At 44.2% G+C, this 15526-nt stretch carries 11 protein-coding genes; 6 read left to right on the top strand and 5 right to left on the bottom strand.

Annotated features, from left to right (window positions below; all coding sequences use genetic code 11):
* Positions 1–4 precede the first annotated feature (4 nt).
* Together R8G66_26170 and R8G66_26175 are read right to left on the bottom strand one after the other, a co-directional pair.
* Positions 5–2392, bottom strand: a complete 2388-nt coding sequence (locus R8G66_26170) for a penicillin acylase family protein (GenBank protein ID MDW3195888.1) — start codon at positions 2390–2392, stop codon at positions 5–7.
* 3 nt (positions 2393–2395) lie between these two features.
* The gene (locus R8G66_26175) at positions 2396–3907 is read right to left on the bottom strand and encodes a M20/M25/M40 family metallo-hydrolase (GenBank protein MDW3195889.1); all 1512 of its coding nucleotides are present in this window, start codon (positions 3905–3907) and stop codon (positions 2396–2398) included.
* A 71-nt stretch (positions 3908–3978) separates the two neighbouring features.
* Here R8G66_26175 and R8G66_26180 point away from each other — a divergent pair, with 71 nt between their 5' ends.
* On the top strand, positions 3979–4422 hold the full coding sequence (locus R8G66_26180) for a macro domain-containing protein (protein MDW3195890.1): 444 nt from the start codon (positions 3979–3981) through the stop codon (positions 4420–4422).
* Here the strand turns inward: R8G66_26180 and R8G66_26185 are convergent, their stop codons facing one another.
* On the bottom strand, positions 4423–4920 hold the full coding sequence (locus R8G66_26185; GenBank protein MDW3195891.1) for a DUF1648 domain-containing protein: 498 nt from the start codon (positions 4918–4920) through the stop codon (positions 4423–4425).
* A gap of 73 nt (positions 4921–4993) precedes the next feature.
* Between R8G66_26185 and R8G66_26190 the strand changes: the two genes are divergently transcribed.
* Positions 4994–6274, top strand: a complete 1281-nt coding sequence (locus R8G66_26190) for a trehalase family glycosidase (protein MDW3195892.1) — start codon at positions 4994–4996, stop codon at positions 6272–6274.
* A gap of 3 nt (positions 6275–6277) precedes the next feature.
* Here R8G66_26190 and R8G66_26195 read toward each other — a convergent pair whose 3' ends face one another.
* On the bottom strand, positions 6278–6943 hold the full coding sequence (locus tag R8G66_26195; GenBank protein ID MDW3195893.1) for a hypothetical protein: 666 nt from the start codon (positions 6941–6943) through the stop codon (positions 6278–6280).
* A 425-nt stretch (positions 6944–7368) separates the two neighbouring features.
* On the opposite strand from R8G66_26195, the gene R8G66_26200 reads away from it, so the two are divergent.
* Complete coding sequence (locus tag R8G66_26200; GenBank protein MDW3195894.1) at positions 7369–8628, top strand: hypothetical protein; 1260 nt, start codon at positions 7369–7371, stop codon at positions 8626–8628.
* A gap of 29 nt (positions 8629–8657) precedes the next feature.
* Here R8G66_26200 and R8G66_26205 read toward each other — a convergent pair whose 3' ends face one another.
* Entirely contained in the window at positions 8658–11141 is a 2484-nt protein-coding gene (locus R8G66_26205; protein ID MDW3195895.1) for a family 20 glycosylhydrolase, read from the bottom strand.
* Between the two features lie 212 nt (positions 11142–11353).
* On the opposite strand from R8G66_26205, the gene R8G66_26210 reads away from it, so the two are divergent.
* The 3 genes from R8G66_26210 to R8G66_26220 are packed head-to-tail and all read left to right on the top strand — an operon-like array spanning position 11354 to position 15399.
* Complete coding sequence (locus R8G66_26210; protein ID MDW3195896.1) at positions 11354–12541, top strand: glycosyl hydrolase; 1188 nt, start codon at positions 11354–11356, stop codon at positions 12539–12541.
* Complete coding sequence (locus R8G66_26215; GenBank protein ID MDW3195897.1) at positions 12538–14277, top strand: arylsulfatase; 1740 nt, start codon at positions 12538–12540, stop codon at positions 14275–14277. Before R8G66_26210 ends, R8G66_26215 begins: the two co-directional genes overlap by 4 nt.
* A gap of 57 nt (positions 14278–14334) precedes the next feature.
* Complete coding sequence (locus R8G66_26220) at positions 14335–15399, top strand: sugar phosphate isomerase/epimerase family protein (GenBank protein ID MDW3195898.1); 1065 nt, start codon at positions 14335–14337, stop codon at positions 15397–15399.
* Positions 15400–15526: the final 127 nt, after the last annotated feature.

Consider the following 15526-nt stretch of genomic DNA (forward strand, 5'->3'; position numbering starts at 1 on the left):
GGAATCACTCCGGCACCAACCTCACCTTCTGTTGTGCATTGGCCTCTACTTTTTCCCGGCTAAAATGGACTGGGAAGAATTCGTCGGCGGCCCACTTTTTGTAGAGGTTTTTGTAGTAAGGACTATTTGGATCTCCGGACTGTCCAGGAGAATTCATTCCCACTGATGCATCCCAATCATTTACATCCACAATGATCCGGAAGGTAGCGCCATGGGTTTGGTTGAAGTTACTTCCGGTGGCACCAGGTGTGTATTGATTTCCGCCGCGCTCAATGATATCAGTATTTAGTTGCTTTTGCAATGCAGTATTTACTACGGTTCCCAGCGGGTGTCGGATGGTCACATGTTTGAAAGAAGCATCCCCGTATCGCCATTGACGCATATCTTCTCCTTGCTGCTGCATCAACCAGTTTACTGCATGCTCGAAGGTATTGGCTAAATATTCATCTCTCCTGTCAGCGATGAAACTGTTAGGATCAAAAATCCAACTCAGTATCCGTGAAAACTGTATGGCAGGTATGTGCTGTTGAACCTCATCATTGGGAAAATAGTGATAGAAATTCTCTCTCAATTCATTTTCCCAGGCTACATAAATGGCTGCTTCGGCTGATGCAGGATCTAAGCGAAAATCCCAATCGGACAACATTAATTGCGCGTCTTCTACTTCGCCAGGCGCTACTTCCAGATCAAACAAGAGTGGCAGCAACTGACGAGCCGGAAGGGACAAATAATCGGTTTGTAAAGCCTTCATGTCTTCCATGGTGAGTTTTTTCCCGCCTTCCAACACTTCCGCAATACGATCCCCGCGAAAAGGGTCAGCCCATTGGAACCCGATTGCATCCCACTCGTCATAGCTCTCTGGAGTTACATTTTCATTGGCTGTAGCGAAATAGCCGGAAGGAGGATTGTAGACATTGGGTTTCTGAACAATTGGCAAATAGTCGTCCCATTCGTAGCGACCATCACCTGGCACAGGCACCATGCCACTGAAATTTCTTCGGATCGGAGCGATTCCTACGGCTTGCCAGCCAATATTTCCAGACTGATCCGCCCAGATCATGTTCTCACCCGGAATGTGCGAGTAGTTGCAGGCAGTTCGGAATTCTTCCCAGGTTTTCGCCTGATCCATTCGCAAAGAGGCAAGATACGGAGAACCTCCAGGCTCCATCCATGCACACTTCACTGCATAAGCTTTAAAATTGGCAGAATCAATATAGGTCACCGGGCCATGATGGGTGTACCAGAGGTCAACTTCATGATCCCCATCGCCTTTGACTGGAATCCTTTCTGTGATCACAGTCATTTCCTTCCAGGCATCTTGAAACCTGTATTGCTGAAGGTTCTCAGGGTTCAAATCATAAACATAAAGGTCTTCTCCGTCCGTACGGAATACCGTCAACCCCCAGGCGCCATGATCATTGTGCCCGATCGAAATACCGGGAATTTCCGGCTCACCCCCACCAATCACATTCCAACCCGGAGCATTCAAATGTGCCCAATACCTCAAAGAAGGAACAGCTAATCTTCGATGTGGGTCATTCGCCATATAAGCATGCCCATTAGCAGCAAGTTCGGGACGGGTCACCCAATTGTTGCTTCCTATCCAGAGATCCTGTGATTCAAACTCCTGTGGGAAATTCATGCCAATTGATTGCTCGGTTAATTCTGTTCTGTAATCCGGCAAAATATCTTCTGGCTGAAAGTTTACACTGGTTCGATAAGCATTGTACAGTTCCAATATCTCTGGCTTCAGCAGACTACCATCTATCGCTGGATCAAGAGCTAGTTTTGGATCTTTCGGATGGAACCAACTGTATTTTTTTACCTGCTCTGCTCCGAGATTCGCTACAGCAATTCCAGTTGCTAGCTCTGTGCCAATATTCCCTAGAAGTCCCTGATGTCTGGAGATCACCACTTCTGGTGTCCACTTTTGTGGAAGGATGCCTAATGCCTTAAAAGTGACGGGCAGCAATTCCAGGTTTTGTAATACCTCGTCGATGTAGGCATTTACTCCGGCTGTGTATTGGGTAATGATCTCTACGCCATCTTCATGGTAGTAGTTCATTTCTTCGGTCATGTCCCCTCGAAACTTAAACAGTCGAGTACCGATATCTCTTTTCAATTCGCTTTCCCCTAATATTTCTGCTACGGTCCCGGTCGCTTGTCTTCTCCATATCTCAAATTGAAACAAACGATCCTTCGCGGCCAGGTAGCCTTGAGCAAAAAACAGGTCATTCTGGTTTTGCGCATAAATGTGATTGATCCCGGATTCATCACGGATCACTTCCACAGATTCGGTTAAGCCTTGAATCTTAATTTCGACTGCCTGTTCTTTTTGCTGAATACAGGATATCAAAAAGAGCAAAAGAAACACTTGAAATAAATACTTCATGGTTTAGAGCTTTTCAGTTAGAATGGCGATCATGGTTTTAATGCCTTCTCGATAATTCCCCAACCTTAGGTTTTCATTTGGGCTATGTTGATTGTTATCCCTGTTCACCGTCGGAACAGTAACCGCAGGAATATCTAAAGTGGTCACGAAAGGCGAAATCGGAATAGAACCCCCACTCATGCGTATCATGATCGGTTCCTGACCAAATGCATTGTTGAGTGCACTCCTCAGCCATAAACCGACCTCCGAATCAAAGTCAGTACGAAAGGATTGATAAGACACCTCCGACGTAAAGGTCGCGATTTTGGGATACGACATTCGTTCTTGTTTGACCGGCAATCGATCAATGACATGATATCCCTGATCCTCAATATGCTCACGAATTAACCGAATCAATCGATCGGGATCTGATTCCAGCACCAGCCTTACATCAATTTCTGCTCGGGCTGAACCTGGAATGATGGTCCTCACTTTTTCATTGATCCAGCCAGATTGCATGCCTCTGATATTAAGTGATGGGTACTGAATGGACTCCTGATAGTATCCCCCAACCTGATCTGTTTGTGCAATCTGTAACCGCAACTTGATACCACGCTCATCGTCAGGGACTCGTTTCAAGATCCGTTCTACCTCCGGCGTTATTTCGATCCCATCATAAAATCCTGGAATGGTCACCCGACCCTCGTCATCTTTCATTGAAGCCAACAATTTGCTTAAGCGCAAAGCAGGGTTAGGGGCATAATTCCCAAAATGTCCACTATGCTGAGGTACAATCGGACCATAGGTTGTCAGCTGAATCGTGGCAATTCCTCTTGCTCCGAATGTGAGTGTAGGTTGGTTGGTAATGTGTCTGGGCCCATCAAAAATGATCAACATGTCTGCACTCAGTAGATCTGAATTATCGATGACCGCTTGTGGCAACCGAGGCGAACCAAGCTCTTCCTCAAAGTCCATGATCACTTTGATGTTGAAATTCGGTTCTTTTTCAAGATCGCGAACCGCATCTAAAGCCGCTAAAAACATGGCAACTGGTCCCTTGGCATCACTCGCAGACCGAGCAAAAATCCGCCAATCATCATCATACAGGCTGATTGATTGAATGGGTAAGGTCTCCCAATTGCCATCGTCATCTTTGCGTTTCAGCGTGGGTTCATATGGGTTAGACTGATTCCACCATCGCCCATCTACAGGCTGACCGTCAATTTGGAGGTAGATCAATACCGTTTTCTCTGCACCTACATGCCTGCGTTCCGCCAGCAATAATGGAACTGTTTCTGTGTCTATTCTTGTCGTTCCAAAATTCCGCTTACGAAATTCATTTTCACACCAGATCACATTCTTCTCGATGTGTTCGGGATAATTCGCATCGTTGGGAATGCTCAGCAACTCCAGCAAAATAGGAAAGGATCGTCTCGCATAACTCGCACTGATTGAATCCAGTTCAGCATTTTGGCCTTGAACGTCGAATAATAATGCGGTGAAAAGCAGGCAAGACAGGGCGTAAGGTCGCTTCATTAGATCTAGGTTAAGCCGGGGAGTTATAAAGCTAATGATTTATTTCCCGACCTTTGAGAAAAGGACCTGGAATGAAAAAGCTAGAAGGTGATCTGATCAAACTGGGAAAAGCTGGCACATTTGACGTAATTGTGCATGGATGCAATTGTTTTTGCACAATGGGCGCTGGAATTGCCAAAGGAATCAAGGCTGAATTCCCCGAGGCATTTGAAGCAGACAAACAAACCAAATCGGGAGACCATAGCAAACTAGGCACGATCAGCTATGCTAAATCCAACCACCTGATCGTCGTGAATGCATACACACAATTTCACTGGAGGGGAAATGGCCCACTTGCGGATTACGAAGCCATTCGTCGGGCATTTCGCAGCGTCAAAGCTTCCTTCTCAGGAAAGCTCATCGGCTACCCGGCCATTGGAGCAGGGCTGGCCGGAGGTGATTGGGCAGTGATCTCAGCAATAATTGAGGAAGAACTTCAAGGTGAAGATCACACTTACGTTGTTTTTAAACCTTAGCTAATTCCGACTTTTCCAAATGAAGTAGACAATCGGACCGAATATGCTGATGAGAAAAACGGGCAAGAAATAAGCTCCTAAATCTCCTTGTCCCTGCATGGATGAATCAATCACGCGCCACTCCATAAAGGCAAACGAAAGTGTCATGACCATATTCATCCAACGCATGAGCGAAGTACCATTTCGGTATTGCTTTTCTGCATTTTCCTCAGTGATCTCTACCGGGTAATTAAATATATGTGGTGCACGATTAAGCGCGTACAACCCGATGAACATGACCGTCCCTATAATTGGCAACATCAACAAAGTACCCTTGGATCCGTATCCATCTGCCACACCTTTGGCATTGAAATGAATGGGGATTGTATCTGGCAGAGAGGTGTAATGCAAAATGGGCAGTCCGATCAACAACAATACGCCAACAAATGTGGCTATTTCAATTGCCCAATCCTGAGGTCTTTTTTCTAATTGAATTTTAGGTCGTTCCGGATATAGCATACTTATAAATACGAAAGGAATGAACGCTCAGTTTCAGCGTCAGAGGCTTTCGAATTAGTTTTGGCCCAGCGACATGAAAGATCTGAAAATTACTGCACAATCGGTGCTGGAACAAAATTGGCGCGAAGGATATACCGTACCTAGCGCAAAGCTCTACCCTTTTCAATGGAACTGGGATTCTGGCTTCATCGCCTTAGGCTGGATGCATCTTGAAGAGGAAAAAGCCATGCAGGAAATGGAGTCCTTGTTTTCCGGTCAGTGGAGCAATGGCTTCCTCCCTCACATCGTATTCCATCATGCCGATAAGTTTGGTGACCAATATTTCCCTTCCGCAAAATACTGGGATAGCCGAACCTCCGAATTTGCACCGAAAAATGTGGCTACCTCCGGTATTTCACAACCTCCTGTCCACGGATATGTACTGGAGCGTATGGTCGAGAAATTCGGCATGAAAGACCGGCTTAAAGCACTCATTGGAAAAACTCTAAAACTGCACCAATACTATTACGACTACCGTGACACGCTCAAAAACGGGTTGATAAACATCACCCACAATTGGGAAACAGGACTGGATAATGCACCATGGTGGGATGAAGCGCTACAGCGAATCTCACGAGATGAATTAGCCCATGTATTCATAGATCGCAGAGATAAAAAAGTCGTGGAAAACAGTGCCGACACGCGCCCTAGTGATGAAGAATACAAACGGTACATTTGGCAGCTCAACGCGTTGAAAGATGTGCATTACGAATCAATCCCCGCTAACTACCCATATCAGATGGTGGAACTTACCACCAATGCCATTTTCCTCGCTTCTGGAGATTCACTGATCCGACTGGGGCGTCAATGCCGATTGGATGTGTCCTTACTAGAAAAGAAAGTCAAACAAGGAAAGGAAAGTTTTTCAAAAGTACTTTGGAATGAGGAAGGTTACTTTTCGCCCATGGACATTGTAAACGGTCAGTTAATCCCCGGCTGGGGAGCAGCTAGCTTTACGCCGCTCTTTGCACAATTGTTGAATGAGGAGCAACAGTCTATTGTATTTAAACATCTGAAAAACATCTTGAAATATCCGGCTGTTCCTTCATTCGATCCCAAACATAGCCTTTATCATCCCATGAAATATTGGCGTGGACCAATATGGATCAACATGAATTATCTGATCTGGCAAGGACTCAAGGCCTATGGAAAAACCGAATTGGCTAATCAACTCAAAGGTCAGGTCTTAGCACTTGTAGAAAAGTATGGTTTCATGGAATACTTCCCGGTAGATCCAAATGCTCCAACCGCGTATGGCGGTGAAAACTTCTCGTGGACTGCAAGTCTGGTGTTGGATATGCTGGAATCCGATTGATAGTCAGAAACCAACTAACAACCCAAATCGATAGCCAACATAATGGGTCAATGATTTGAATTTACCTGCGTCTAAAGGTGCTGGTGTATCCACCGCATCCATGTCTCGATAGACTGCATTGGAACCGGAGTGGACATTTACACCTGCATCGAAATTGAACTCATTGCGTTCCCCTGTAAATATTTTGCCGATATTCAAAGTAACTCCGCCGCCCAGTCCAGTATTGAAGGCGGTTCCATGAAATTCAAATTCATCTCCGAATTCTGAATTTTCTGTCAATGCGATGGTCGAACTGAAAAAGGTGGTCATTCCGATGCGTCCTTCTCCATAAGTTCTGATGGCTTCATTTTGAAATAAGGTATACTGCACCAGTCCGTGCACCGTCCAAAAGCAATCTTCTTCGTCTACCTCAATCTGGGTGCCTGAAGGTAAGGTTACATCATATTGATCCTGAGAATACATCGCAACACCGATCTCCCCTCCATAAGACCATCTTCCATTATCGGACATCCTAATTCCTCGCAGGCTTAACCCTCCCGCTACGCCATCCACATTCGTATTGAATTCACCTACAGGATCGTAAACCTTAACATCAATACCGAAATTCCATTGAGCAGCAGCTGAAAAACTGACCAAGAACGAGACAATTGTTATTACTAAAGCCTTCATGTCAATAGTGTTTTTATAAATATACGGAATATCGGGTTAATTGATTTTCGTTATAAGCTATAGAGGCAAAAATTTAATAGGTTATAATTCACAACTCAGACCAGTATGAGAAATAATGAAAATAAAATTCGCAACCCATAAACTTAGTAGAGACCTTATAGCGCTGAAATCCAGTAAATTCGCGGTAATAAAACTAAAATTTCAGCACTATGAAAAAGTATTTAATGGCCCTTATCCTTGGTTTTGCAGTATTAACTTTGACAACCTCTTGCGAGGATAGCACAATGGATGAAATTGAAATGGAATCTACCGGTGAATCGAAGGTAAAGCGGCCAGGTTAACCAATATTTGATATAATTAAAGCAGGTAATCCCTGCTTTTTTATATCTTTCCGTTTTTTACGAGAAGAAACCAGACTATAATAGATGATCATTACTTCTGTCTTGCTTTTGCTTGCCAGTATAATGCCTTTCAATTCCAAACAGGATATTGATGAGGCAAAGTATACGATTTATGATCATCTGGATGCAGGAAATATAGATAGCGCTCACTTCTACGTAGATCGTGCAATTTCTTTTTCCAAATCGATTGACTACAACTTCGGTGAAGCAAAATCTATCTTCATCAAATCTTATCTACATAGAGTTAACAACGAGCTTGGTGAAAGCTTCGTGTTAAATCTGGAAGCACTTAGACTTCTCACTGAGTCCAGTGACAAACGAACCCCAAAGACACTGGTAGATATTTATCTAAATACTGGGGAAATACTTATTCGGCATTATCAGTACGACGAAGCAATTAGGTACTTTGATCAGGGATTAGTTATTGCTTTGGAACACAATTTAAAAGTTAGAACTCACGAGTTGACTTACAGTAAAGGGGAAGCAATGATGAGAAAGGAAGCTTACCCAGTAGCTTTTGATTTGTTCAAACAAAGCTTCGAAATGAGCCTGGAAACAAAAGATGAGTGGACGATACTAAATAGCCTGAATTACATGGGCGTCACCGCGATTGAAATGGAGGATTATGCCTTAGCCAGATACTACTTTAAGCAAATTGAGGAATTTTCATTTGAAGTAGAATCAAAGACAAAATTTTTGGGATTTGCTTACCATAATATTGGCGAATCATACTTTCGAGAAGGAGATAACTCACTAGCAGAAAGGTACTTCAAGCTGGCACTCGGTGAAAATCAACAATTATCAGATTCTGTAAGGATTTTTGAAAATCAACTTCGTATTGCTCAGTTGATGTTTGAAAGTAGTCGCTTGAATACCGCAAAGGAACTCGCCACGATAAGTTTAAAATGCTATAACCAATTGGTACTTTTACCAGAAAATTATCAGGTTTATGATCTCCTTACTCAGATAAGTTTCGCCCTTAATGATTCAAAGCAAGCCAGTTTTTATCATAGGAAATATGTCGACGAGAATGAAGCTTTCCTTTTTGCCCAGAAAGAGACTTTGAAGTTAAGTCAGCAACACAAAATGGATTTGCTCACCGCCAGTTTCTTCAAGGATATGGAGAAACAGGAGCAGATGGCACAATTGAATCAAATCATCTATTTATTGCTTGGACTGGGATTACTCTCTTTTATCTTTGTTCGAGCAAAAAAATACCTCCTCAAGAGAAGTCTCGAGCAGGCATTCCGTGAAGTGGCTCAAAAGAAGAACTTGTACTTCTAAGGTTTCGACAAGCTCAACCTGACATCTATCTATTCGACACGAGAAGTCTTCCCTCCTCTTCCGGATTTGGTGAAAGCCCGGAATGTCAAATTATCGGATGTATCAATTGGTCCTTCATATAACGAACTGGTTTCCTTTGGTTCACTACCGTCAGTGGTATACCTGATCTCAAATCCAGGGAAATTAACATTTGCCGTAACTCTTCCTCCTTCTTCCTTAACCCCAGGCACAGGTACGCGGTAGTTCCATCCTCCATACAAGTGATCCAGTCTCGGTAATTCTTTGTTTCCTACTTGAGATGCAAAAGTGGTCCAATCCGCCTCAAATCCCACTTTCTTTCCTTGATCCAGTTTCCAGCCAGGCTCCCCTTTCCAGGCCCGCTCTGCAAAGCCAATCAATTTAGGAAGGATATAGTATTCCAACATGTGCCCATTGAATACGGTCTCACTCCAAAGTTGCGCCTGGATGCCGTAGATATTTCCTCGTCCTTTTTCGGTCAGGATGGTTTGCGTAGCTACTGCGGCTCCATCTTGCTCATAATCAGGAATAGGCAGCTGAAAATTATAGGGCATGAATTCAAACGCCTTTTGGGTGTCTACGTAACCCGCCCAATGCAGTCCTGTTTCCCTTGGATCTCGGTCATAGGAAAGGTCAAAATATAAATTGGTGGCATTGCAAAGAACCACTTCATAGCCTTCATTGGCCAGTCGATATCCCTCGTCGGCACGATACCAGATATAAGGGATCATGGATTTATCCTCATAACCACCCTCATGCTCACTCTCTGCAATCTCCTGCCATCCAGCCATTCGAATGCCTTTGGACTTCAGCAACTCATTGGCACGATAGAAGAAGTATTCCTGCAATCTTGAGACTTCCAGATCAGGATTATCTGCAATTAACGCTTCACAATTAGGAGAAGCTGTCCAAACACCTTTGGGTACTTCGTCTCCACCAATGTGAAGGATAGGCATTTCCTGTCCTGCCTGTTCATATATATTGATCAGGTTATCTACCACCAATCCAATGAAATCGTAGGTAGATTCCTGACAAACATTGATCACATTATCTGGGTAATTCTGAATGGACAGGTATTCACTCTTATCCTGTGGGTCAGCCAGGCGGTATTGGTCATTGCCGGTTGCTTTAAAATGATGCTCCAAAGCAATGATTGCTGCGCGAGCATGACCTGGTAGGTCAATCTCTGGAATCACTGAAATATGATGCTCTGCAGCAAGTTCTAATATTTCAACCATGTCTTTCTGACTGTAGTAGCCACTTCCGTGATTCGTTTCATCATCCGGATCCGGTCCTGAACCATACGCAGGGTGTATGAATCCTTCTTCGCTTTCTGAAAAGCCTCTTCTGGCTCCAACAGTTGTCAGCTCAGGGATTTCCGGAATTTCAAGTCGCCAACCCTCGTCATCGGTCAGGTGCAAATGGAATACGTTCACCTTATAAAATGCCAATAATTTCAAGGTCTTCTTTACCACATCAACAGGAATGAAATTTCGTGAAATATCCAGGTGAAAACCCCGATATGGAAATGCCGGTGAGTCTTGGATAACTACTTGTGGCAGTTCCATGCTTACGGACTCAGAGGCAAATGCATCCACTGGGAACAAAGCGATCAATGACTGCAAACCATAAAAAATACCAGCATTGGATCCTGCAGATAAAGTCACCTTAGTCGCGTCAATCTTTAAAGCATATGCCTCAGGGTTACTGATACTTTTATCTAGTAGTAAATGCAAATTGGCTGAGGTGGCTTCCGTACTAGAAACAGTACTCCCCAATTCAGCTTGCACAAACGCCTGAAACCAGGATACCTCTTGCTGAAATGAGTCGTCTGAATTTACGGTAAAGCCATCTAATTTAAGAACTCCATCAGCATTGGAAACACGTTGAGGAGAAGGCACGATAGCTGACGCAGAAGTCTCATTCGAAAATTCATATAATTCATTTTGTTCAAACCGATCCTGGGAAGTGAATCGAATCGATTCCGGGATCAAGTCATTACTGATCGGCAAGATATCAGCCTGCACCAATTCTGCTTCTAACCCAGAAGCCATTTTTATAAAAGGCGTAAAAGGCAAAAAATTTGCACTGGTCATTACTCCTTGCAGATCCCACTCAAGTAACAATGAAGCTCCTGATTTGATCCCTTCGAAACCAGTACCGGGAGTGATCTTCCAGAAATCTCCCTGGACTCGTTCAAGGTTAAGACCCGCACCGATTTCTTTGGATTCAGGAAGGCCAGCCATTTGATTAAAGTAGAGTACCCATCCTGTTTGTTCCAAATCCACAGCTCCTTGATTCTTTAAGGTCAAGGCAACAGTTGAACTACCTTTTTCCAGGTCCATGGCAATTACCTGGTATTGAAACAGGAGGTCTGTTCCGGAGAAAGCACGCTTCTCTTCTCCACATGAAACAACACTTAACATAAGGGCGATCATCATTCCCACACTAAGCAAGCGGAACGCCAATCGGGGGTTTACAAATCTGGTCTTCATCAGATCAATGGGGTTTAAAAAATTCAATATAACAGGTCTTATTGTCAATCTCCCCAAATCATGGTCGATTGATTCTTACCTCGAAGAGAATGGGTATCTGGGAGGCCCACGTTGGGCCATCGTACTTATAAAGCTGTACGAATGTTCCACTTGAGCAATGGTCTAAACATTTTTCAGTAATCTTATCGAAATAAATTCTCTGGCTGGATTTCATGACCCTTCGACTCTTCTGGTTTGCAATGACCTTTTTTGCTTTGAATATTGTCAAAAGTCAAGCTCCTGCCGACCCAAAAGCCACCCGAAAAACCCGAAACTTATTAACCAATCTGCATGCCTTATCGGAAGCTGGTTTCATGCTTGGGCACGAAGATGCTCAAGCTTATGGCGTGAGCTGGCGAACGGAATCTGAACCTACACTTCCTAATCAATCGGACATAAAGAGGATCACAGGATCTTTCCCAGCTGTTCACGGATGGGACCTTGGCAGAACCCTGGATCAGGAAAAGAACATCGATAGTGTGAGATTTGATCATATGCTGGAATGGGTCAAGGCTACTTTTAAACGTCGGGGCATTAACACCTTTTCCTGGCACCTGGACAACCTCATTTCCGGCGGAGATAGTTGGGACCGAACCAAGGGAGTAGCACAGCTTTTACCCGGAGGCAACCAACACCAAAAGCTTCTGAAACATCTGGACTTGCTGGCTGATTTTTTCAACCTATGCCGGTTAAATGGGACACGGATCCCTGTGATCTTTCGTCCCTGGCACGAGCACAATGGCAACTGGTTCTGGTGGGGCAAAGGCAACATATCGGAAGGGGATTACATCGAGCTTTTTCGGTTTACGGTGGATTACCTGAGAAACATAAGAAAAATCCACCATGTACTGATTTGCTTCTCTCCGGACCGTGGCGCTTTAAAATTAAACAAGAAGGCCACCGAACATTATCTCTATGGATATCCAGGAGATGATTATGTAGACATCATTGGCCTGGACAACTATGTGGACGTGGGCCGGACAAGTAATCCGCTATCCCGAAAAAAACAAAGGGCTCACTTCATCGAAAGCTTGCAGCTGATTACAAAAATCGCACAGGAAAAAGGTAAAGTTGCTGCTTTGTCAGAAACAGGTCTCGAGGGCGTGAAGAAACCCAATTGGTTTACAGAATTGCTACTCAACCCAATAAAAGAGAACTCAGAAAGCATCGCAATTGCCTGGGTATTGCTCTGGCGAAATGCCAATACCATGCACCATTATGCCGCGTATCCAGGGCATGCGAGCGAAGCTGATTTCCTCAATTTCCAGAAGGACGATCAGGTCTTTTTCGAATCTGATCTCGATAATCCGTACCGAAAAGGGATGATACTCCCCATCCTTAAAAATGATCCTGCTCCATGAAGGGTCTGGGCACCATAGCACTATTTGCATTGACCTTGATGAGTGTGGGATGCAACAATCAATCTGAAAAGGAAAAGCCAATGAATGTCATCCTGATTATTACCGATGATCAGGGTTATGGCGACCTGGCTTTTCACGGCAATCCTGAGATTGAAACACCCGTACTGGATCAATTCGAAAAAGAGTCTACGGAATTCACCCGCTTCTATGTATCGCCAGTCTGTGCACCAACCCGGGCCAGCTTATTGACAGGAAGGTATCATTTACGTACTGGCACCTCTTGGGTCACCCACAGAAAAGAAGTCATGCAATCTGAGGAAGTGACACTTGCTGAAGTTTTCAAGGAAAACGGCTATCGTACAGGTTTATTCGGGAAGTGGCACAATGGCAAGCAGTATCCTCACGACCCCATCGGACAAGGGTTTGAGCAATTCATAGGTTTTACAGATGGCCATCTCAACAACTATTTCGATCCGGTATTGACTTCTCAATTTGAAGAACAAAAAATGGAAGGTTACTCCACCGATATTTTCACGGATCATGCCATTGATTTCATGACGGATCAGGAAGCACCTTTTTTTTCGATGATCTCGTACAATACGCCGCACAGTCCGTTTCAGGTCGCGGACAAGTACTACAACAAATACAAAACCCGAGGACTCAACGACAAGGGTGCTACCGTTTATGGCATGGTAGAGAACATAGACGAAAATATCGGCCGGATCAGAAATCATCTTCAGGAAATAGGTCTCGCTAATAACACCATGATCATTTTCATGACCGACAATGGCCCTAACGGATGGCGCTACAACAATGGACTGAAAGGCAGAAAAGCACATGTAGATGAAGGAGGGGTAAGGGTTCCTTTCATCATTCATCATCCACAAAAACCGGACTGGAGCAATCAAAAGATCAACGAAATGGCCGCTCATATCGATGTGCTTCCTACACTCGCTGACTTGCTATCCTTACAAACACCTAAAGATCTTGCCATGGACGGCATTAGTCTGGTGCCTATGTTATCCGGTGAAAAATCAGAAGATCGATTCTTTTTTACCCATCAGGTATCCTGGGATTTTGATACCATTCCAGGGGCTATTCGTAATCATGAATTTGTCTTGACTCGAAAACGTGATGGAGATGAGTTATATCAATTGATTGATGATTCAGTACAGCACCATAACCTGGCACAAGAAAGACCTGAATTGGTCCGTGAATTAGCCGAGAACTATGAAAAGTGGTTATCGGATGTCACTTCAGAAGGATTAATTCCACCACCAATCGAAGTAGGCCATCTGAAGGTCCCCCTTATCGTATTTCCAGCTCCTGATGCCTCATCCTTCATTGACTTAACCTTCAAAGGAGGAAGTGGCTGGGCCAATGACTGGTTCGTTGGATGGCAAAAAGATTCCAAAGCCACCTGGAACATCAAAGTCGTTAGTGAGATGGCGTATGAAGTCCTACTGGAGTTATCGGTTCCTTCTGCAGCTGGTCAGTTTTCACTTCATTGCCATGATAAAACCATTACCTTAGAAATAAACTCACCATATGAAGCTACAACTGTGGTCAATCAAGACCGGGTACCCCGAGGTGAAGTGGAGGAAAAAGTTTGGCCATTGGTTTCCATGGGAAAATTGAAATTACCTATCGGAAATCATGAATTGACTTTAGCTGCCAACACTGAAATGGACAGCTTAATGGAAGTGAAATCTATTAAAATGGTCCCGTCAAATTGATAATAATGAAAACCATCTGATCTAATTGATAATTTTTTGACTTAACCGAAAAGAGATATGATACAATCCCGAAGAAAATCCATCAAGAAAATAGGCACTGGCCTGGTGGCCATTCCAACAATCATGAGCTCCTCAGCTATATTATCTGCATGTGGAAGCAGCGGAGCTAGTGAGCAGGCCTCATCAGCAACAGAAACTCTGGCAGAAGAAACAGCCAGCTTATTTTTCAGCATTTCTTTGGCCCAATGGTCTTTGAACCGTGCCTTTTTCGGCGAACAGAGAAATCAGCCAGACTGGTGGCAGAAATTCGCGCAAGCCCTGGATAACGATCCTGATTCCGTCATTCAAGGAGAATTAGATCCTAAAAATTTCCCAAGTATTGCCAAACAGCAATTTGGTATTTCAGCTATCGAATATGTGAATACCTTCTTTTACGCCCATGCGGAAAACACAGCTTATCTCAACGGACTTAAGCAACAGTGCGATGACAATGGTGTTTCTAGTCAATTGATCATGTGCGATCGATTGGGTAACCTGGGAGATGCAGATGAAGCTGCTCGCATCAAGGCCGTAGAAAATCATTATAAATGGGTAAATGCCGCCAAATACCTCGGTTGCCATTCTATCCGTGTGAATGCTGCGGGGCAGGGTACTGCCGAGGAAGTGAAAGCTGCCGCGGTAGACGGACTGGGACGTCTGAGCGAATACGGCGCTGAAAATGGTATTAATATTATCGTCGAAAACCATGGTGGCTATTCTTCAGACGGGTCGTGGCTAGCGGATGTCATGAAGCAAGTGAATTCTCCCAACTGTGGTACACTACCTGATTTCGGTAATTTCTGTATTACCAGAGGCGCCGATGGATGTGAAGATGAGTACGATCGCTACAAGGGGACCAAGGAATTGATGCCCTACGCAAAGGGCGTAAGTGCTAAAGCACATTCCTTCGATGCGGAAGGAAATGAAAAGTCTACCGATTTCGTGAAAATGTTACAAATCGTAAAGGATGCGGGATTCAAAGGCTTTGTAGGAATTGAATTTGAAGGAGACGAATTATCTGAACCCGATGGCATCAACGCCACCAAGGCCCTGCTAATGAAAGCTGGGGCGCAGGTATCGTAAATCCGAGCGTAATGCCGGGCGCCCGGCAAGGGTTTTTTCGGTCTTATTTTTTTTGACTGAAAAATACCTGTGCCCCGCATAGGGTATCTCTTTGGACGTTTGGTAAAAGAGAAACACACATTTGATT

This window comes from Cytophagales bacterium, assembly GCA_033344775.1.
GTDB lineage: Bacteria > Bacteroidota > Bacteroidia > Cytophagales > Cyclobacteriaceae > JAWPMT01.

Bases quoted from the DNA above. Each gene is read 5' to 3' on its own strand.
- R8G66_26170 (MDW3195888.1), bottom strand. From the start codon at position 2,392: ATGAAGTATTTATTTCAAGTGTTTCTTTTGCTCTTTTTGATATCCTGT.
- R8G66_26175 (MDW3195889.1), bottom strand. From the start codon at position 3,907: ATGAAGCGACCTTACGCCCTGTCTTGCCTGCTTTTCACCGCATTATTA.
- R8G66_26180 (MDW3195890.1), top strand. From the start codon at position 3,979: ATGAAAAAGCTAGAAGGTGATCTGATCAAACTGGGAAAAGCTGGCACA.
- R8G66_26185 (MDW3195891.1), bottom strand. From the start codon at position 4,920: ATGCTATATCCGGAACGACCTAAAATTCAATTAGAAAAAAGACCTCAG.
- R8G66_26190 (MDW3195892.1), top strand. From the start codon at position 4,994: ATGAAAGATCTGAAAATTACTGCACAATCGGTGCTGGAACAAAATTGG.
- R8G66_26195 (MDW3195893.1), bottom strand. From the start codon at position 6,943: ATGAAGGCTTTAGTAATAACAATTGTCTCGTTCTTGGTCAGTTTTTCA.
- R8G66_26200 (MDW3195894.1), top strand. From the start codon at position 7,369: ATGATCATTACTTCTGTCTTGCTTTTGCTTGCCAGTATAATGCCTTTC.
- R8G66_26205 (MDW3195895.1), bottom strand. From the start codon at position 11,141: ATGAAGACCAGATTTGTAAACCCCCGATTGGCGTTCCGCTTGCTTAGT.
- R8G66_26210 (MDW3195896.1), top strand. From the start codon at position 11,354: ATGACCCTTCGACTCTTCTGGTTTGCAATGACCTTTTTTGCTTTGAAT.
- R8G66_26215 (MDW3195897.1), top strand. From the start codon at position 12,538: ATGAAGGGTCTGGGCACCATAGCACTATTTGCATTGACCTTGATGAGT.
- R8G66_26220 (MDW3195898.1), top strand. From the start codon at position 14,335: ATGATACAATCCCGAAGAAAATCCATCAAGAAAATAGGCACTGGCCTG.